The 17,402-nt window shown below is 43.3% G+C and carries 19 protein-coding genes; 8 read left to right on the forward strand and 11 right to left on the reverse strand.

Translation table 11 applies throughout. The features are described from left to right. Positions 1-32: 32 nt before the first annotated feature. Positions 33-1,340, forward strand: coding sequence for an NCS2 family permease (locus tag VHE99_04555; protein ID HVV68293.1), 1,308 nt, complete (start codon positions 33-35; stop codon positions 1,338-1,340). A gap of 202 nt (positions 1,341-1,542) precedes the next feature. Here VHE99_04555 and VHE99_04560 read toward each other — a convergent pair whose 3' ends face one another. The 3 genes from VHE99_04560 to VHE99_04570 form a co-directional block, all read right to left on the reverse strand. Next, positions 1,543-2,109: a 3'-5' exoribonuclease gene (locus tag VHE99_04560; protein ID HVV68294.1), complete on the reverse strand. Its 567-nt coding sequence runs from the start codon at positions 2,107-2,109 to the stop codon at positions 1,543-1,545. A 24-nt stretch (positions 2,110-2,133) separates the two neighbouring features. Then, positions 2,134-3,300 (reverse strand): multidrug effflux MFS transporter, encoded by a 1,167-nt coding sequence (locus VHE99_04565; protein ID HVV68295.1) that lies wholly within the window; start codon positions 3,298-3,300, stop codon positions 2,134-2,136. Positions 3,301-3,421: 121 nt separating this feature from the next. After that, positions 3,422-3,742 (reverse strand): hypothetical protein, encoded by a 321-nt coding sequence (locus VHE99_04570; GenBank protein ID HVV68296.1) that lies wholly within the window; start codon positions 3,740-3,742, stop codon positions 3,422-3,424. A 120-nt stretch (positions 3,743-3,862) separates the two neighbouring features. Here VHE99_04570 and apbC point away from each other — a divergent pair, with 120 nt between their 5' ends. Together apbC and dcd are read left to right on the forward strand one after the other, a co-directional pair. Further along, entirely contained in the window at positions 3,863-4,933 is a 1,071-nt protein-coding gene (gene apbC / locus VHE99_04575) for an iron-sulfur cluster carrier protein ApbC (protein ID HVV68297.1), read from the forward strand. 221 nt (positions 4,934-5,154) lie between these two features. Then, on the forward strand, positions 5,155-5,721 hold the full coding sequence (dcd, locus tag VHE99_04580; GenBank protein HVV68298.1) for a dCTP deaminase: 567 nt from the start codon (positions 5,155-5,157) through the stop codon (positions 5,719-5,721). 54 nt (positions 5,722-5,775) lie between these two features. Here the strand turns inward: dcd and VHE99_04585 are convergent, their stop codons facing one another. The 3 genes from VHE99_04585 to purM all read right to left on the reverse strand — a co-directional run bounded on the left by VHE99_04585 (position 5,776) and on the right by purM (position 7,965). Beyond that, on the reverse strand, positions 5,776-6,087 hold the full coding sequence (locus VHE99_04585; GenBank protein HVV68299.1) for an integration host factor subunit beta: 312 nt from the start codon (positions 6,085-6,087) through the stop codon (positions 5,776-5,778). Between the two features lie 142 nt (positions 6,088-6,229). Continuing rightward, positions 6,230-6,919: a phosphoribosylglycinamide formyltransferase gene (gene purN / locus VHE99_04590; GenBank protein HVV68300.1), complete on the reverse strand. Its 690-nt coding sequence runs from the start codon at positions 6,917-6,919 to the stop codon at positions 6,230-6,232. After that, entirely contained in the window at positions 6,919-7,965 is a 1,047-nt protein-coding gene (gene purM, locus VHE99_04595; GenBank protein HVV68301.1) for a phosphoribosylformylglycinamidine cyclo-ligase, read from the reverse strand. The genes purN and purM overlap by 1 nt, the downstream gene beginning before the upstream one ends. Positions 7,966-8,177: 212 nt before the next feature. Between purM and VHE99_04600 the strand changes: the two genes are divergently transcribed. The 3 genes from VHE99_04600 (at position 8,178) to VHE99_04610 (ending at position 10,397) form a co-directional block, all read left to right on the forward strand. Continuing rightward, positions 8,178-9,332, forward strand: coding sequence for a DUF2066 domain-containing protein (locus VHE99_04600; GenBank protein HVV68302.1), 1,155 nt, complete (start codon positions 8,178-8,180; stop codon positions 9,330-9,332). A gap of 24 nt (positions 9,333-9,356) precedes the next feature. Then, positions 9,357-10,037 (forward strand): DnaA regulatory inactivator Hda, encoded by a 681-nt coding sequence (gene hda, locus VHE99_04605; GenBank protein ID HVV68303.1) that lies wholly within the window; start codon positions 9,357-9,359, stop codon positions 10,035-10,037. A gap of 192 nt (positions 10,038-10,229) precedes the next feature. After that, entirely contained in the window at positions 10,230-10,397 is a 168-nt protein-coding gene (locus VHE99_04610) for a hypothetical protein (protein HVV68304.1), read from the forward strand. A gap of 53 nt (positions 10,398-10,450) precedes the next feature. Here VHE99_04610 and wrbA read toward each other — a convergent pair whose 3' ends face one another. After that, positions 10,451-11,041, reverse strand: coding sequence for an NAD(P)H:quinone oxidoreductase (wrbA, locus tag VHE99_04615; GenBank protein HVV68305.1), 591 nt, complete (start codon positions 11,039-11,041; stop codon positions 10,451-10,453). Between the two features lie 102 nt (positions 11,042-11,143). Between wrbA and VHE99_04620 the strand changes: the two genes are divergently transcribed. Both VHE99_04620 and VHE99_04625 read left to right on the forward strand, forming a co-directional pair. Beyond that, positions 11,144-12,130 (forward strand): L,D-transpeptidase family protein, encoded by a 987-nt coding sequence (locus tag VHE99_04620; protein HVV68306.1) that lies wholly within the window; start codon positions 11,144-11,146, stop codon positions 12,128-12,130. Positions 12,131-12,181: 51 nt separating this feature from the next. Beyond that, on the forward strand, positions 12,182-13,219 hold the full coding sequence (locus tag VHE99_04625) for a hypothetical protein (protein ID HVV68307.1): 1,038 nt from the start codon (positions 12,182-12,184) through the stop codon (positions 13,217-13,219). A gap of 148 nt (positions 13,220-13,367) precedes the next feature. Here VHE99_04625 and VHE99_04630 read toward each other — a convergent pair whose 3' ends face one another. From VHE99_04630 to VHE99_04645, 4 genes are read right to left on the reverse strand one after another with little or no spacing between them, the layout of a single operon-like run. Next, positions 13,368-14,180: a MetQ/NlpA family ABC transporter substrate-binding protein gene (locus VHE99_04630; protein HVV68308.1), complete on the reverse strand. Its 813-nt coding sequence runs from the start codon at positions 14,178-14,180 to the stop codon at positions 13,368-13,370. Positions 14,181-14,196: 16 nt separating this feature from the next. Then, positions 14,197-14,847 (reverse strand): methionine ABC transporter permease, encoded by a 651-nt coding sequence (locus VHE99_04635; GenBank protein HVV68309.1) that lies wholly within the window; start codon positions 14,845-14,847, stop codon positions 14,197-14,199. Continuing rightward, the gene (locus VHE99_04640) at positions 14,828-15,874 is read right to left on the reverse strand and encodes a methionine ABC transporter ATP-binding protein (GenBank protein HVV68310.1); all 1,047 of its coding nucleotides are present in this window, start codon (positions 15,872-15,874) and stop codon (positions 14,828-14,830) included. The genes VHE99_04635 and VHE99_04640 overlap by 20 nt, the downstream gene beginning before the upstream one ends. Beyond that, the gene (locus VHE99_04645; protein HVV68311.1) at positions 15,858-17,336 is read right to left on the reverse strand and encodes an oligopeptide:H+ symporter; all 1,479 of its coding nucleotides are present in this window, start codon (positions 17,334-17,336) and stop codon (positions 15,858-15,860) included. Before VHE99_04645 ends, VHE99_04640 begins: the two co-directional genes overlap by 17 nt. Positions 17,337-17,402 lie beyond the last annotated feature (66 nt).

Raw genomic sequence — 17,402 nt, forward strand, 5'->3', positions numbered from 1 at the left:
ATGTCAAGCGCTAATCTTAAAGGAAACTTACCATGCAGCAAGTATTAAATCGGCTTTTTAAACTGACTGAAAATAAAACAACTATAAATCGAGAATTGGTAGCAGGGTTAACTACATTTTTGACCATGTCGTATATTATTTTTGTCAATCCCGCAATTTTAAGTACAACGGGTATGAATGCCGGCGCGGTATATGTTGCGACTTGTCTTGTCACTATCATTGGTAGTGTGCTGGTTGCTTTTCTGGCGAATTACCCCATAGCAGTGGCTCCGGGTATGGCGGTGAATATCTTTTTCGCTTATACCGTAGTGCAGAGTTTAGGCTATTCTTGGCAGTTGGCTTTGGGGATGGTATTTATTTCTGGGGTGATATTTTTTTTGATTACTCTGACTAAGGCGCGGTTATGGGTTATTGAGTCGATGCCGGAGAATATTAATCTGGCTATTGCGGTGGGGTTGGGCATGTTTATTGCCATCATTGCGTTAGAAAATGCCGGTATTGTGATTAAGCCTTCCGGTAAAGCTTTGTTGACTATGGGTGATGTGCGTTCTTGGCAGAGCCTTTTATTTTTTATTGGATTTCTGATAATCGTGGTGCTTGATTATTTTAGGGTGCATGGCGCCATGATTATTTCTATTCTCTTGATTACTTTGGTGAGTTTGGTATCTGGTTTGGCTAAGTTTCACGGTGTTTTTGCTTTGCCGCCGAGTCTTGCGCCTACTTTGTTGGCAGTTAATATTCAAGAGGCGCTGCATTATAAATATTTGCCGATTATTTTTACTTTTTTTCTGGTGGTGTTTTTTGATTCTACTGGCACCTTGATGGGTATATTACGGCAGTCGTTGTTTCGACAGGATGAGCAGCGTTCGCAGCGAATTTCGCGTGCTTTGATTGCTGAAAGTGGTGCTACTATTTGTGGTTCGTTACTGGGGACTGCTAGTACTAGTCCGTATATAGAAAGTGCAGCGGGTATTGAAGCGGGGGGTAGGACAGGTTTAACGGCATTGACGATTGGGGTGTTATTTTTTGTGGCTTTGTTTTTATCGCCCTTGGCAATGGCTATTCCAAGTTATGCGGTGGCGCCAGCGCTGTTGTATGTGGGTATTTTGATGATGAAGAATGTGGTGTTGTTTCGTGTTGATGATCCTACGGATTTTATTCCCTGTATTTTGATTGCTATTATGATTCCTTTTACTTTTTCTATTGCCGACGGTTTGGGTATTGGCATTATAGTGTATGTGGTGTTAAAGCTGTTTACGGGTAAAGTGAAAGCGCTTAATCCTATGTTGTATTTTATTACGTTAGTATTTTTGGCTTATTTTGCGTTTATGTTGCGTTAGGGATTTGTGCCAAGGGGGTGTGCCACATATCGGCGAAAGTAGCGGGGAGGGGCTCATCAGACACGCTGTGAATACGTCCGTGTACGCTCGACGGGTTCATCCATGAACCCGACGGTCTGATGAGCCCCTCCCCGCCACTTTCGCCTTACTTTAACGCCATCATTTAATAAGATGAGCTGACCACAACTACATGTGAGTTAATTCAAGATGATAGTTGTTGGTTGGCTTTCAATATGTTGCAAAATAAACTGCCTTGTTCTAGGGCGTCGTCGAGGGCGATGTGGGTGTGGGGTAGATTGTCAAACCATTCTGCGGGGTAATGGTTTTTTCCAGCTTTGCGGTAAGGGAGGTTTTGCATGCCCATGACGTAGCTGCGAATGTCTATAACGGCGAAGCCGAAGGGGTTTTCTCCGACGAAGCGTTGTAGGTAATAATTGACGAAATTAAAATCAAAGGCGGCGGGGTAGGCGACGAAAATTATTTTTCCTGGTAGTTGTTTTAGCCAGCGTTGGTATTTTTGCATTGCGGTTGCTGGGGGTTGGCAATCGCGGCGGCAGGCTTCGAAGGCTACTGGTTGGGTGTTCCACCAGTGTAGGGTAGCTGGTTCTTGAACGGCATTGGGCAGGGTTTCAAGGTTGACGGTGAAGGTATCAAGTAAGGTTTTATCAGCGAGGAAGGCTGCTGAACCTAGGCTGAGCATGGAATTTTTGCCTGGAGTCCAACCATCGGTTTCAATGTCGGTGCTGACATAAATTTCGGGTAATTGCATAGTGTAAATTCTCCCTATCTATCTCTATGAATGTAGTGTTAGCCATTGTTTGCGAATTAATACAGTAATTAAGATTAAACTTAAACTGAGAAATATCGTCATGACTAAGCCGATTGGTAGAAATGTTCCATGATAAAAATAGCTGACTAACTGTAAGCAAAGTGAAGATAGCAAGAGGCGTCCTGCTTGAATAAGTGCTGTTGATCGGCCCTTGGCATTTTCTATCACATCGACTGCCAGCGGAAATGAAATATTGATGGGAAATAAAATACCGGCAGCCAAAATCAACATGGCTCCGGTGATGATTAAGGGATTGTGGACTTGAAATAATGCTATCAGCAGAATAAAAATAATGGCCACACCAGTCAATATAATACCAGTATATAAACAGCGGCGTTGGCCAAAAGCTGCTAAAATTTTGGGGCTGAGTAGGCTTAAGATTGAAAAAACGGCAGCGATCGCGCCTTGGTAAAAGCCAAATTGTTTGAGTGAGACGCCAAGGCTTTCCATATATAAAATCGAGGACATGCCGACAAAAACCCAGTAGGGAGTGATAGCAAAACAGATGCAAGCGATGAAAGTCATGAGCTTGCGAGAGCATAATAACGGCCAGTAGCTTTTGGGTGAGAGGCGGATGGAGGGATCACCTTTGCGGCTAGGTAGACCGATTGCGCTGGTAATAAGGCAGATAATACCTAGACTCAGCAATAGGACGAAATTTCCGTGCCAGCCGAAGTAGAGGTTGACATAGCTACCGATGGTGGGAGCAAATGCCATGGCGATGGTGATAATGCCATTTAAAATTCCTAGCATGCTTGCTTGTTTTTCAATTGGGTAAGTATCTGCGATCACCGCATAGCCTAACACGGCAGGTCCGGCTATGCCGGTACCTTGGAAGAAACGCCCGAGTATTAGCATATCGATATTCACTGCACTGACACATAACAAACTACCTAATACAAACAGTATCAAGCCACCAAGTATAATGGTGCGTCTATTGAAACGATCCCCCAAGGTGCCAGCAAATAAGCTGCAGATGCAAAAAGCGAGGAAATTAACGCTTAAAGTTAATTGCACCTGGAAGGGTGACAGGTGAAAAACCTGGCGCATTTCGGGAAAACTAGGAATAAATAGATCAACTTCAACACCTGCCAGTATGCAGATGATGAGCACGATAATAAATTGAAACATAAGCTCGAGATTTTTTATCTGGGTTTATAGCGAGTATGGTTTTGAATTATGACGGGTTGCTACAAAAAAGCTAGTGTTATCATCATGGGCTAGCTAAACATCGGCGAAAAAAGTGAGGAGGTTAACGATGTCCCCCATGCTCCCCGCCATGCATCATATGTTCGCCATGAAATTCCTCATGGTTTTCCCCTTCATTACCATTTTGAATAATGACATTTCCTGAGATATAAGGGTAATTATAATTATAGGGGTAGGGATAATAAGGTTGGTTATAGTAGTAAGGCGGGTTATAGTAGTAGCTGTCGTCGTAATCATTGCAATATTGATTTGAATAGTTACAGTAATCCTCATTTGGAGATTGTCCAAAGGCGTAGGTTGTAAGTCCTATAGTGCCCAGGATAAAAGCAGCTTTTAGTGCTAAAATATGATATTTGTTGTACATAACTTACCCCTCATTGTATCTGTATAATTATAGCTTATGTATATATTCTAGAAGTCTAAAATCTGGTAAAATACGACAAACTTGTATCAAATTAATATAAATCTGGTGGTTCGATACCTCATGTCTTTAGAAACATTACTGCAAAATTACTTAGATCCTTATCTAAAAAAAACCTGGGGAGAATTACAGGCTGTCAAACACCTGGAAATTGCTCCGGGAAAAATTACTTTGCACATCAAATTACCCTATCCTTTGGCACATTTAAAAGCCGCCATGGCAGCGCTATTGCAAGAAATGATTACTGCAAAGTTTCCAGGGTATCAACTTGAACTCACAGCAACTTGGCAGATTGATTCGCATCTGTTTCAACCGGGAGTACAAAATATACCCGGGGTAAAAAATGTCATTGCAGTGGCTTCAGGGAAAGGTGGGGTAGGAAAATCCACTACGGCAGTGAATATTGCGGCTAGCTTAAAAGCTGAAGGGGCGCGCGTGGGTATTTTAGATGCCGATATTTATGGGCCTAATCAGCCACATATGCTGGGAGTTAGCACGCGGTTAGTGACGCAAAATGGTCAACCTATCTCTCCAGTGTTGGCGCATGGGTTACAATCCATGTCCATTGGGTATTTAATTGATCCAGAAACGCCGATGATTTGGCGTGGACCTATGGTCAGCAGTGCTTTGCAGCAATTGGCACGTGATACGGCTTGGGATGATCTGGATTATCTCATTATTGATTTGCCGCCGGGAACGGGGGATATTCAACTGACTCTGGCGCAGAAAATTCCCTTGAATGGGGTGTTAATTGTGACTACGCCGCAGGATATTGCTTTGTTGGATGCGCGCAAAGGTTTGGAAATGTTTCGTAAAGTCAATGTGTCGCTATTGGGTATTGTCGAGAATATGAGCATACACGTATGCGGCCAGTGTGGTCATGAGGAGTCTATTTTTGGCAATGAAGGTGCTTCTCGCTTAGCTAAAGATTATGCGGTTGAATTGTTAGGCAATTTGCCGTTGGCCAAACAGATTCGCGAGCAGGCTGATTGCGGGCAACCAGTGGTGAATGCTGCGCCCGAAAGTGATATTGCAAAAATCTACCGGGAAATTGCGAGAAAGTTGGCGGGAAAGATTGCTTTACAACCGAAAAATTATGGGGCTAAATTTCCGAAGATAGTAGTTGAAGGGTAGGGATTAGTTAGTCGCCGGCGCAAAATTCAAAAAATGCACGTCGTTTCGGCATAGATGCCGGGATCCAGGCCGCACGAAACTTTAACTTCTGTGTCAGCTGGATCCCGGCTTCCTGCCGGGACGACGTGCATTTTTTGAATTTCGCGCTAACGACTAGTTAGTCCATGTTAGTTTCCCCATTTTTCAAAGGGGATGGTTCTATAACATTCTACAGGTGCACTATGCCAATAAAATCAGATAAATGGATTCGCCAGATGGCGGAAAAGCATCATATGATTACGCCATTTGCTTCTCAACAAGTGCGCCAGAATGCGACTGGCCGGATTGTTTCTTATGGAACTTCCAGCTACGGTTATGATGTGCGTTGTGCAGATGAATTTAAAATTTTTACGAATATCAATTCAGCTATTGTGGATCCCAAAGCGTTTGATGGGAAAAGTTTTATCGATGTTCGCGCTGATGTATGTATTATCCCGCCTAATTCATTTGTTTTAGCTCGCACCATTGAATATTTCCGCATTCCACGTAATGTGTTGACAATTTGTGTCGGTAAATCTACCTATGCGCGTTGTGGCATTATTGTGAATGTGACTCCCTTAGAACCTGAATGGGAAGGGCATGTGACGTTAGAGTTTTCAAATACGACAAATTTACCGGCCAAGATTTATGCCCATGAAGGTGTAGCGCAAATGCTGTTTCTTGAATCAGACGAAATTTGTGAGACGTCTTATAAGGATAGAGGCGGGAAGTACCAGGGGCAGAAAGGGGTGACGTTGCCGGTGACTTGATTTGTTTTTCTTTCTCTAATCATGCCCCCCTTTTTCAAAGGGGGTGCAAAAAGTTTATTGTTTATCCGTATTTGCAGCTTGATTCACTCGATCGCGTAAATCTTTTCCTGCTTTGAAGTGTGGCATGTACTTAGCTTCAGTTGCTAGTTTTTCCCCTGTTTTAGGATTATGAGCATTACGAGGTGGGCGGTAGTGTAGGTTAAAACTGCCAAAGCCGCGAATTTCAATACGCCCATTTTGGCTTAAGGTCTCGCTTAAATATTCAAAAATCTGGTTGACGCTCATTTCCACATCTTCAAGCGACAGGTGCTGACGTTTTTCTGCCATGTGTTGTGCAATAAGATAGATTAGCTCTGATTTAACCATAGTGAGGTGTCCTATCCTTTGTTATCAAAAGAATAATAATCCCATAAGGGCTGTGAAAAATCTAGGGTGTGTTGTTAAAATCACTGTCACCACTGTCATCCTTCGCTTATGCTCAGGATGACAGCTGGGGAAAGAGAGAAGATCATTCAGCGTTCTGATCTGCCAAAGGCGAGAAAGAAAACTGCCCCCCCTGTACTGGAAGCAACTGACCATCAAGACTCACTCCATTATCATGCAGCTGTAAACGTCCTTCAGCATATAACCTGATGACCTCAGGGTAAATTTGATGCTCTAATTGTTGAACTTTGGCTTTTAAAGAATCCGTAGTGTCTTCTAGTGTGATGCGAGTTGCAGCCTGGGCAATAATGGGTCCGGCATCGACTTCGGGTGTGACTATATGCACAGTGACGCCGTGGGTACTATCTCCATTAGCCAATGCTTGTTGGTGAGTATTCAAACCAGGATATTTGGGTAATAAAGAAGGGTGGATGTTTAACAGCCGTGGATGGAAGTGTCTGACAAATTCATCACTTAAAATACGCATAAAGCCGGCTAAAATGATTAATTCAGGCTGATATTCATCCAGGCAAGACTGCAAGGCTGCATCATAGCTGGTTCGATCTGGGAAGGCTTTATGCGATAAGATTTTAACAGGAATGCCAGCGCGTGCCGCGCGTACCAGGCCAAAGGCTTGTTCCTGATTGCTAATCACGACGCTGATTTTGGCGGGAAGACCAGCAGCAATAGCATCAATGATCGCTTGTAAATTACTGCCATTACCAGAGATTAAGATGGCTAGCCGGAGTGGATGGTTGTTAGTGTATTGAGACATTAAGCGATGATTACCTCGGGAAGGGAGGACTGAGATGTTTCAATAGTACCTATCACACAGGCGGTTTCACCTGCGAGTTGCAATAATTGTAAACTAGTTTCAATCGCATGGGCTGGGACAACCAGAGTCATGCCGATTCCACAGTTGAAAGTGCGATACATTTCGGCTGCTTCAATTTGGGCTTGCGTTTGTATCCAGTGAAAAATCTCAGGAAGCGGCCAACTGCTTGCATTAAGTCTGGCTTGTGTGTATGGGGGTAGTACTCGCGGCAGATTTTCTAATAAGCCACCACCTGTGATGTGCGCGATGGCATGTACTTCCACTTGCTTCAGCAGTTGCAAGATAGGTTTGACATAAATGCGTGTTGGTTGTAGCAGTGTCTCTCCTAGGGTGCTCTGTGCGAATGGCATGTGAAGATCGCTATGGGTTTGTTCTAGTATTTTGCGGATTAGAGAAAAACCATTGGCATGTACACCAGAAGAAGCTATGCCGATTACCGCATCACCGGCACGTACTTTGGTGCCGTCCAGCAGGGCATTTTTTTCGACTATACCTACGGCAAAACCGGCTAAGTCATAATCGCCATGCTGATACATTCCGGGCATTTCGGCCGTTTCACCCCCAACGAGTGCAGCACCTGCTTGTTCACAACCCTGGCCTATGCCGCGTATGACCTCTGTTGCAATGGCAAGATCTAGGCGGCTTGTGGCAAAATAATCTAAAAAAAACAGTGGCTCGGCACCTTGTACAATAATGTCATTGACGCACATAGCAACTAGGTCTATACCGATGGTGTCATGTTTATTTAAAGCCAATGCTAACTTGAGCTTGGTACCTACGCCATCGGTTGAGGAAACTAAAATGGGTTGTTGGTAACGATGTAATGGCAATTCAAATAGTGCGCCAAAGCCACCAAGACCGGCGAGGACGCCTGGACGATGGGTTTTAGTGGCGATGGGTTTAATGCGTGTGACTAATTCATTGCCTGTTTTTATACTGACGCCGGCGTCTTCGTAGGTGATTTGGGAGTTTTTTAAATTGCTCATGCGGTTATATTCTACTGATGTGAGGGTGGGATAATTATAGTGAGGCTAGGTTTAAAAGGGTAGGTTTTTAATGAAAGTGATTGGTTACCAGCTACCTAAAAGTATTTTTTAAAAATTAGAAGAGGAAGTACGAACACATGAAATGTTATCGACTATATCTTAAAATTCTGCTGCTGTTACTAATACCGTATAGTGGAATCCTTTTGGCAGCAATGCCTTTAAGTGCTTATCAAGGGCAGGTGGCAGTAGCCAGTCATTCTCCCGCAGATTGGAATAAAGCGGTGGCGCCAGCGTTGTTACAGGTGTTAGTTAGGATGAGTGGTAATCCGAATATTGGTGATAGTGATAGGGTTAAGCAAGGGTTAGCCAAAGCGGATGCTTATGTGCAAAGCTACAATTATGTGACCGATAGCCGTTCAGGATCGCTTTCGCTGCAAATTCGCTTTTCACCTAAAGCTGTAGATAATTTGTTACAAAATGTAAATCAAGCTTATCAAGCTCCACCCACGCAGATGGCGACATCGCAAAATCGTTCACTGACTTTGGTATGGCTAGCTGTGCAAGATGCACAAGGTCAGCCGCAAATATTAACAGATAGCAAAGATGCAACGGTGGCGAATGTGCAGCAGCAGGCCGATAAAGCTGGTTTATCCTTGTTGTGGCCGGCAGGAGATTTACAAGATGTTTCAAGCGTGTCTGCCAGCCAAGTATGGCAGTTAGACCAGGGGGCTGTGCAGCAGGCTTCGCAACGTTATCGGGCAGATAATATTTTATTAGGTAAGATACAAAAGCAACCTGATGGTAGTTCACAAGGGAGTTGGGTTCTACTGAGTAACCAAGGCAATGTCTCATGGCAAACCCAAGGTAATAATGCCAACCAGGCAGCTGCTGCAGTATTGACTAAATTGGCTGGGATTACTACGGCTACCAATACAGCTGAACCAGCCATGCCAGCATCTGGGCAGGTGAGTTTGACGGTGATTGGGATTAATGGCTTAAAGGATTATGCGGCATTAGTGAATTATTTACGCAATTTGACCAGTGTGATGGGGGTGGATACGACGCGAATGGCTGGTGATAGTGTGATGTTGGCGGTGAGTTTGCGTGCCGCGCAGAGTGCTTTTGTTAATGAGATCAATCAGGGTGGGCAATTAACTGCGCTCAATTCTCAAAATCAGGGAGGGCTGACTTATCAATGGGCTGGGGCTGGTAATGCGACAACCGTATTATCATCAGCTAGCACTCAAGCGCCTGTCAGTGTTGGCAATGCTCCCCAATCCAATGTGCAATCTTACTCAGTGCCGGATACGCCGACACAATTCACCCCGGATACGAATAATGTAGTCCCGGATGAAGTTTCGCCGTAGTTGTTAAAAAAAATGGATCACGCTATGCAATTACCACTCCCTTTAAAATGGGACGACACCACGACTTTTGCAAGTTTCTATCCAGGTGATAATGCGCAGGTGATAGCGTATTTAAAAAACTTTGTTCAAGGGTTAACTGAGCCTTGCGTTTATTTGTATGGAGTTTCGGGCGTGGGGTTGACCCATTTATTGCGAGCGTGCTGCCTGGTTTTAAATCGTGAAGGAAACGCGACTGCTTATTTACCGCTGGCTAAAGCCAATTTTTCTCCGACTATTCTTGAAGGTTTGGAATCATTGGCGCTGATTTGTTTGGATGATATTGAAGCAGTGATTCAGGATGCAGCTTGGGAAGAAGCATTATTTCATTGCTATAACCGTCTATTGAGCACGGGTTGTCGGTTGTTGATTGCCAGTCATGCACCACCAGTGCAGCATACCTGGGGGTTGGCTGATTTAGGTTCGCGGTTGGCGGCAAGTGTGGTATTTCAAGTTAAACCGCTGGCGGATGAACAGAAAATTGCCGCATTGCAGTTGCGTGCCAATGCTTGGGGTTTGGGTTTGTCATTGGAAGTAGGCAATTATCTTATCCATCATTATTCGCGTGATATGCATGCTTTACAGGCGGCATTGGAAAAATTAGATCAGGCTTCGTATATTGCGCAGCGTCGGCTTACAATTCCTTTTGTGAAGACGATATTGGGCTGAACTGTCATCCCGCACTTGTGATTAGGATGAAAGTTATTTGTGGGGTTTTATTTTTTAAATTTACCAAAAAAGATTATAAATTTTTTGTAAATTTTAAGAGGATTGTTAATATTTCTTTAAGATAAACTCGGCAGAATGGCAAACAAGATACTTGAATCAGTATTTATGTAAACCATATGGAGATCTGAAAAAATGTTACATCAAAAAACCACACATCATTTTTATAGAAATGTAGAAAACGATTCTCAATACTTGTCAAGACTAGAAAGCAATGAAACCTCTGATTACGAGCTTTATCAGATTCTGGCCGAATATGATGAAATGCAACGTAAGTCAGATAATGAATTAGAACCTAAATAGCGATTAAAATTTTTGTTGTCTCGCAAAGTAAGGCTTTGCGGGACAATAAATAATTATGTCAATTTTAATGCCACCTCAGCCAAGCGTTTACCAAGTGCCTTGCATAATCTCATTTCTTCCTCACTTAATGGAGCATTACTCTCTAAACCGGCTACATGGCTTGCACCATAAGGTGTGCCACCACTTCGGGTAGTGACTAAATCTGCTTCAGCGTAAGGAATGCCAACAATCATTGCGCCATGATGCAATAAAGGCAGCATCATGCTCAATAAAGTAGCTTCTTGTCCACCATGTAGGCTGGCAGTTGAAGTGAAAAAAGCTGCTGGTTTCCCAGACAACTCTCCAGATAACCATAAATTGCTGGTACCATCCCAAAAATATTTCATAGGCGCAGCCATGTTGCCAAAGCGGGTTGGGCTACCCACGGCTAATCCAGCGCATTCTTTTAAATCTTCCAGCGTTGCATAAGGAGCACCGGATGTGGGTATTTCTGGGGCAGTGGCTTCATTGACGGGTGAAACCGGAGGAACAGTGCGTATTTTAGCTTCTATCCCGTTCACCATGGCGACACCGCGTGCGACATATTCTGCCATTTTTGCTGTAGCGCCATAGCGACTATAATAAAGAATCAGTATATTTTTCATGAGATTTCTCGTATAGAATTAAGATTTTGCTCTGCAGCAAATTCAGTTTATAATGTTATGCCGTAAAAACACGTAAAAAACAACTTCAAAAAGGTTTGCAACATGATGGTAACAATAGGTAACACCTGCCGGTTCAGTGTAATTCATTTTATTTTGGCATTATTTTTTATTTCTACAAGTGCGTTTGCACAAACTTTCAATGTTCCTGCCCAGGGTGATGTTGTGGGATCAGTTAAAACTGCAGTGGTCAAAGCGGGAGATAGCTTGCCGCAGATCGCCCGCGATTATGATATGGGATATACCGAATTAGAAGAAGCTAATCCTAATATTGACCCTGACCATTTAAATCCAGGCACCGTAGTAGTCATTCCCAGCCAGTTTATTCTACCGAATACCCCACGCAATGGCATTGTTATCAACTTAGCGGAGATGCGGCTGTACTTTTATACCAACGGTGGCCGCACCGTCCACACTTATCCTATTGGCATTGGCCGCGAAGGTGAAGATACCCCGATAGGTGTTTTGAAAATTATTCAACATATTCCCAATCCCACCTGGTATTCACCAGAATCCATCCGCATAGCCCGTGCTAAAGAAGGGATTGATATCCCTAAAGTTGTGCCTCCAGGACCTGATAATCCACTGGGCAAATTTGCTATGCGTTTATCAAAGCCAACCTATTTAATTCACGGTACTAATGATCCGTTGGGCGGCATAGGTAGACGCAGCAGTTCCGGTTGTATCCGCTTATATCCTGAAGATATAGAGCGGTTATTTAGCATGGTACCTAATGGCGCGAATGTTTATATCATTAATGAACCTTATAAAGCCGGCTGGTTAGCTGGAGAGCTTTACCTTGAATCGCATGTGCCTTTAACCGATAAAGATGCGGATACTCCTGCCCCCAAAGATGCAGAACGCATCAAGACAGTGGTACGGCTGGCTATTAAAGATAAACAAGCGATGGTGGAATGGGATAAAGCGATGGATATTTCGGATGAAACGCAAGGTTTGCCGCAACCAATAGGACGGGTGGCATCAAGACCGTTGGCAGATAGTGGAATGGCTTCGAGCAATGTTTCTGGCTGATTTAGACCTTGGATTCATAAGAATACATAATAATACATAAGGTGTACAAAAATGCCGCTTTCAAAAATGACTTTTGATGAAGTAGAGGTTTTGTTAAATAAAAGTTTGAAACAATTTGTTTTACGACCCATTGCTACTACGGTTTCTGATTCTGTAAAAATAGCCACAATAAAACGCTATATCGACTTAGGCATTAAGTTAAATTCTCTATTGAGATTATGGCATAGGGATCAACAGCATATTGATGATTCAATTTCACTAAATATGAAAGGCGTGCTTGCTGCCCTCGATGAATTTATAAAATCTGAAAAAGAAAAACATTTTCCCTATTTAGGTAAAGGTGTGCGGCCTTTGGAAAATTCCATGATAAACCAGGAATTAGAGGACCATGAAATTGGAATGCAAGACAGATATGAGAAACGAGAAAAAAAATTAGTTTTATCTAGAAGTGAAAATAGTGTTCTTGCCTCAAAAGAAACCATAGCTTCCACTGCCGATAATGATCATTATCCGAGTCGCAAGCGGTTAAATCGTCAAGATAGCCAAAATCTGATGCAGCAGGAGCAACTTCAACAAGAATTATTTCAGCAACAGGTTATATTTGAATCATTTAAAAAGCCAAATAAAACAACTGTTTCAGATAATGGCGACGGCGACAAGAAACACAAAGAACAAAAATTTAGAGTCAATGCAACCCCAGCAACATTAACTCAACAAGAAGATAACTCAGCTTCAGATACAGAGGGAGTTACCAGCGAAGAGGAGCTGGATATCGACAATGACAACGAACCTGAAAATTTAAAGCTAGCAAAAGCTATTTCGCTTTCGCATAATCCTTCGGCTGAAAATAATGGAGAGGAAGAAACCCTGGTTGATGTTGCTCCTGCAGATTTACAGCAGAATTCAGCTATTAGCACATCTTCAGTGGGCTCTACTAGTTCAACTATGTTGCCTGCACAATATTCAGAAGGGGCGGGTGTAGTAGGATTTTTTCCGGTGCCTACTAATCCTGTTATCTCTGATTCACAGTTGACTTCACCCGCATCTTCATCTGCATCTTCACCTACTACTTCCTCGCTGTCATCCTGAGCGTAGCTGTCGTCCTTCGCTTGCGCTTCTAAAGACGTCACCATTCGCACGTCGTCCCGGTATGGATGCCGGGACGACGTGCATGTCGCCTTTTTGTGGCGCGGAGCGCAAGTAGTTACGTTGAATTAAGCCATTTCCACAAAAATGCTTACCAAGCTGGTACCGCCTGATCTTTAAACAGCGCTTTGGCTTCTTTCTTGACCGCATCAGAATGTAAAGCATCCACCAAGTGCTGTACCCGCGGATCATTTTCTGACCCTTGCCGCACTACAATCAAATTAGCATAAGGCGAATCAGCGCTTTCAACAATCAACGCATCCCGAGAAGGAAGCAAACCTGCAATCATGGCATAGTTAGTATTGATAACAGCTAAAGCCACATCCGGTAATACGCGTGGCAATTGCGCAGCGTCTATTTCTCTGAACTTAAGCTTTTTAGGATTAGAAGCGATATCTGCGACAGTAGCGTTGGGATTATCACTGTTTTTCAGCGTAATTAAATTAGCTTTTTGCAGAATCAATAGCGCACGAGCTTCATTACTTGGATCGTTGGGAATTGCTACAGTTGCTCCATCAGGTAGAGCGGAAATTTCATGAATTTTTTTCGAATACACACCCATGGGATAAACAAAAGTTTTACCTACAGGGACGATTTTATAACCTTTGGCTTTAATCGCTGCATCTAAGTAAGGTTTATGCTGGAACATATTGGCGTCAATGCTGCCATCTGCCAAAGCTTCATTTGGCATGTTGTAGTCAGTGAAGGGTACGATTTCTATATCCAGATTATAATCTTTTGCTGCTACCTGTTTCGCTACTTCCATCAGTTGAGTTTCAGGTCCAGCAATGGTGCCTACCTTGATAGTATTGCCATCAGCGGAAGATTTTTGGCTGCAAGCTGAAACAACGACGAAGGTAGTGGCCAGGAGAATAATTTTAAAGAGTTTTTTTAATAGTGACATCTGCTATTCCTTTTATTTAATGCATAAATCTTCGGGAGAGCCAATCACCTAAAAATTGGATCCCGTAAACCAGTATAATTAACACCACAATAGTAATCAAAAGAATGGTTAAATTAAACCTTTGATAGCCATAATTAATCGCAAGACTACCCAATCCCCCACCGCCAACGGCTCCAGCCATGGCTGAATATCCAACTAAGCTGATCCAAGTAACAGTGATACCCTGAATAATTCCCGGGCGTGCTTCAGGCAGTAATATTTTATAAATGATTTGCCACGGCGAAGTACCCATAGCATGACCCGCCTCAATCAGACCCGAATTCACTTCGGCGAGAGCGTTCTCTACAATTCTGGCGACAAAAGGAATAGCGCCGATGGTCAATGGTACAATTGCAGCCTGCGTACCGATAGAGGTGCCTACCAGTAAACGCGTCAGCGGTATTAAAGCAATCAGCAGAATGACGAAGGGAATGGCGCGTACAACATTGACTACAAAGCTTAGGCCGCGATTACACAGCAGATTTTGTAAGACTCCACCGGTTCTTGTGGTTAATAAAATTACTCCCAGGGGTAATCCAAATAATACCGAAATACTCCCGGAAAGTAGTACCATGTAAATGGTTTCCAAGGTGCTTTGCAGTACTTGATTAATTAGATCGGCTGACATATCCCAACACCTCAACAAAAACACCTTTTTGTGTTAAATATTCTATACCCTGTTGGGCATTTTCAGGTTCGCCTTGGACTTCAACCATCATGACTCCAACCATCGTATCACGCACCTCCTCGATATTGGCCTGCAGAATATTTAAGTTTAATGAATAATGACGTGCCAAATGTGAAATCATCGGCTCTTGTGCGACTTTGCCGAAAAATGACAAGCGCCAAAGTGGTGCAGATTCTGGTAACGGCACAGTCGATACATGAGTTTGCAAACTTTCAGGTAATTCATGCATGGAATAGCTGCGAATAAATTTTTTCGAGGTCGCTGTTTGTGGGCGAGTAAAGAAATTAAACACCTCAGCTTGTTCAATTACGCGACCGTGTTCCAGAATGGCTAAGCGGTGACAGATTTCTTTGATAACTTGCATTTCATGGGTGATTAACAAAATCGTTAAACCCATACGTTCATTGATTTCTTTGAGCAAATGTAAAATCGAATGCCGGGTTTCCGGGTCTAGAGCAGAGGTGGCTTCATCGCTTAACAGAACTATAGGATCATTGGCTAAGGCGCGGGCAATGGCTACACGTTGTTTTTGTCCACCGCTTAATTGGCTGGGATAATAATTCTTGCGTTCGCTAAGACCAGTTAACTCCAATAATGGTTGCACTTTTTTGGCAATTTCACTCTTGGAGAAACCGGCTAATTCCAGAGGAAAGGCAATATTTTGGTAGACGGTGCGGCAATTGATCAAATTGAAATGTTGAAAGATCATGCCAATTTTGCGGCGTGCTAAGCGCAATTGTTTTTTATTCAGCGCCGTCAATTCCTGGTCATCGACGATCACCTTGCCGGAATTAGGAATTTCCAGCAGATTGACACAGCGGATCAAAGTACTCTTACCCGCGCCACTTTCGCCGATGATGCCAAAAATTTCACCGCGTTTAACCGATATTTGTACATCTATCAAAGCGGGTATGATCGCGCCATCAGCTAAACGATAGCTTTTATTGAGATCATGCAGTTCTATCATGCGGTAATTGACCTATGAGGCGTTTTAAGAAGGGGATAAGTAAAAAGCTAATAACTGTCAATGCCAATGAAAATAGCCCAAATAATAAAAATGCATGATTATATATGGTTAAGGAAGTCATTTTATCGACATTTTCCGGTGCGGCCGCCAAATTTGCCAGCGTGCCGCCTAAGGCAAAGGACGCCGCTTGTGCAAAGAACCATACGCCCATCATCATACCAACTAAACGCTTGGGAGTGAGTACCGTAATCATGGACAGTCCTACCGGCGATAATAACAGTTCACCTAAGGTCTGTAATAAATAACTGATGACCAACCACCAAGCGGAGATAATACCGGCATGGGCGGTAAATTTGATACCTAGCGGTAAAATTAAAAAACCTAACGTGACAAAGGCTACGCCTAGGGCAAATTTCAGTGCAAAGCCGGGATTGATGTGTTGACGGCTTAATTTAACCCAAAGGCTGCTAAGAATTGGGCTGAGCAGGATAATAAATAACGGGTTAAAAAATTGCATAGTCGAAGCATTCACTGGAATGCCGAGAAAATATTGCTCCATATTGCGGTCAGCAAATAAGGTCAGTGAAGTGAAGGTCTGGTTGTACAATGCCCAAAAGCCAATGGAAATGGCAGTCAAAATTAGGCTAGCCCACATTTTATTGCGATGTGCCTTGGGTTCTTTATACATAAAATAAACAACGATTAATGTAATGACTACAGCAGCGGCTTCAGTGAGCCAAGCGGTGGCTTGTGGATAATGAAATGCCAGCATACACAGCAGCACTGCGATAATAAATCCTAGATAAAATAGAATTTCAAAGCGGATTTTAGCTGATTTAGATTGATTCAACGGACTGATAAGTGGAATTTTACCTGCCAATGGCAGGCGCTTTCTGCCTAATGAAAAGATCACTAAACCCAAAATCATGCCGGCAGCTGCCAATAAAAATCCACTGTGCCAGCCGTAATGTTCAGTCAAGGTGCCTGCGATCAATGGGGGCACTAAGGCGCCAATATTGATTCCCATATAAAACAATGTGAAACCCCCGTCGCGGCGTGGATCACCCGGCGCATAGAGATCGCCAACGATACTGGATACATTGGGTTTAAACAAACCGTTGGCACACATCAAAATACTTAAACCAACGAAAAATGACGTTTCATTAGGAATCGCTGTGCATAGATAACCTACGGCAGATAAAGCGCCGCCGATCATGATTGCGCGCTGGAAACCCAGAAAGCGATCGGCCATATAGCCGCCGAGTATGGGGGTTACATAGAGTAAAGCTGAGTAGACGGCGTATAAAAGGTTGGCTTTATGATCTTCGTAACCTAGGCCTTTGGTCATATAGAGAATAAGAATGGCTTGGATAGTGTAGAAACCAAAACGTTCCCATAGCTCGGTTGAAAATAATAAGTATAAACCTTTGGGTTGTCGGTATAGGGAAATGGCTTCTGGCATGAAAGTGTAATCCTGAAGTAAAAGTAGTTAGTCTTTCGCGCGAAACTCAAAAAATGCACGTCGTCG

Source organism: Gammaproteobacteria bacterium, assembly GCA_035546635.1.
Taxonomy (GTDB): Bacteria; Pseudomonadota; Gammaproteobacteria; order JAURND01; family JAURND01; genus DASZWJ01.

What these genes read in the sequence shown, in the direction of transcription:
- VHE99_04640 (HVV68310.1), bottom strand. Translation starts at nt 15,874, where the DNA reads ATGATAGAACTGCATGATCTCAATAAAAGCTATCGTTTAGCTGATGGC.
- VHE99_04555 (HVV68293.1), top strand. Translation starts at nt 33, where the DNA reads ATGCAGCAAGTATTAAATCGGCTTTTTAAACTGACTGAAAATAAAACA.
- VHE99_04570 (HVV68296.1), bottom strand. Translation starts at nt 3,742, where the DNA reads ATGTACAACAAATATCATATTTTAGCACTAAAAGCTGCTTTTATCCTG.
- purN (HVV68300.1), bottom strand. Translation starts at nt 6,919, where the DNA reads ATGTCTCAATACACTAACAACCATCCACTCCGGCTAGCCATCTTAATC.
- purM (HVV68301.1), bottom strand. Translation starts at nt 7,965, where the DNA reads ATGAGCAATTTAAAAAACTCCCAAATCACCTACGAAGACGCCGGCGTC.
- VHE99_04635 (HVV68309.1), bottom strand. Translation starts at nt 14,847, where the DNA reads ATGTCAGCCGATCTAATTAATCAAGTACTGCAAAGCACCTTGGAAACC.
- apbC (HVV68297.1), top strand. Translation starts at nt 3,863, where the DNA reads ATGTCTTTAGAAACATTACTGCAAAATTACTTAGATCCTTATCTAAAA.
- wrbA (HVV68305.1), bottom strand. Translation starts at nt 11,041, where the DNA reads ATGAAAAATATACTGATTCTTTATTATAGTCGCTATGGCGCTACAGCA.
- dcd (HVV68298.1), top strand. Translation starts at nt 5,155, where the DNA reads ATGCCAATAAAATCAGATAAATGGATTCGCCAGATGGCGGAAAAGCAT.
- VHE99_04645 (HVV68311.1), bottom strand. Translation starts at nt 17,336, where the DNA reads ATGCCAGAAGCCATTTCCCTATACCGACAACCCAAAGGTTTATACTTA.
- VHE99_04585 (HVV68299.1), bottom strand. Translation starts at nt 6,087, where the DNA reads ATGGTTAAATCAGAGCTAATCTATCTTATTGCACAACACATGGCAGAA.
- VHE99_04600 (HVV68302.1), top strand. Translation starts at nt 8,178, where the DNA reads ATGCCTTTAAGTGCTTATCAAGGGCAGGTGGCAGTAGCCAGTCATTCT.
- hda (HVV68303.1), top strand. Translation starts at nt 9,357, where the DNA reads ATGCAATTACCACTCCCTTTAAAATGGGACGACACCACGACTTTTGCA.
- VHE99_04565 (HVV68295.1), bottom strand. Translation starts at nt 3,300, where the DNA reads ATGTTTCAATTTATTATCGTGCTCATCATCTGCATACTGGCAGGTGTT.
- VHE99_04620 (HVV68306.1), top strand. Translation starts at nt 11,144, where the DNA reads ATGATGGTAACAATAGGTAACACCTGCCGGTTCAGTGTAATTCATTTT.
- VHE99_04610 (HVV68304.1), top strand. Translation starts at nt 10,230, where the DNA reads ATGTTACATCAAAAAACCACACATCATTTTTATAGAAATGTAGAAAAC.
- VHE99_04630 (HVV68308.1), bottom strand. Translation starts at nt 14,180, where the DNA reads ATGTCACTATTAAAAAAACTCTTTAAAATTATTCTCCTGGCCACTACC.
- VHE99_04625 (HVV68307.1), top strand. Translation starts at nt 12,182, where the DNA reads ATGCCGCTTTCAAAAATGACTTTTGATGAAGTAGAGGTTTTGTTAAAT.
- VHE99_04560 (HVV68294.1), bottom strand. Translation starts at nt 2,109, where the DNA reads ATGCAATTACCCGAAATTTATGTCAGCACCGACATTGAAACCGATGGT.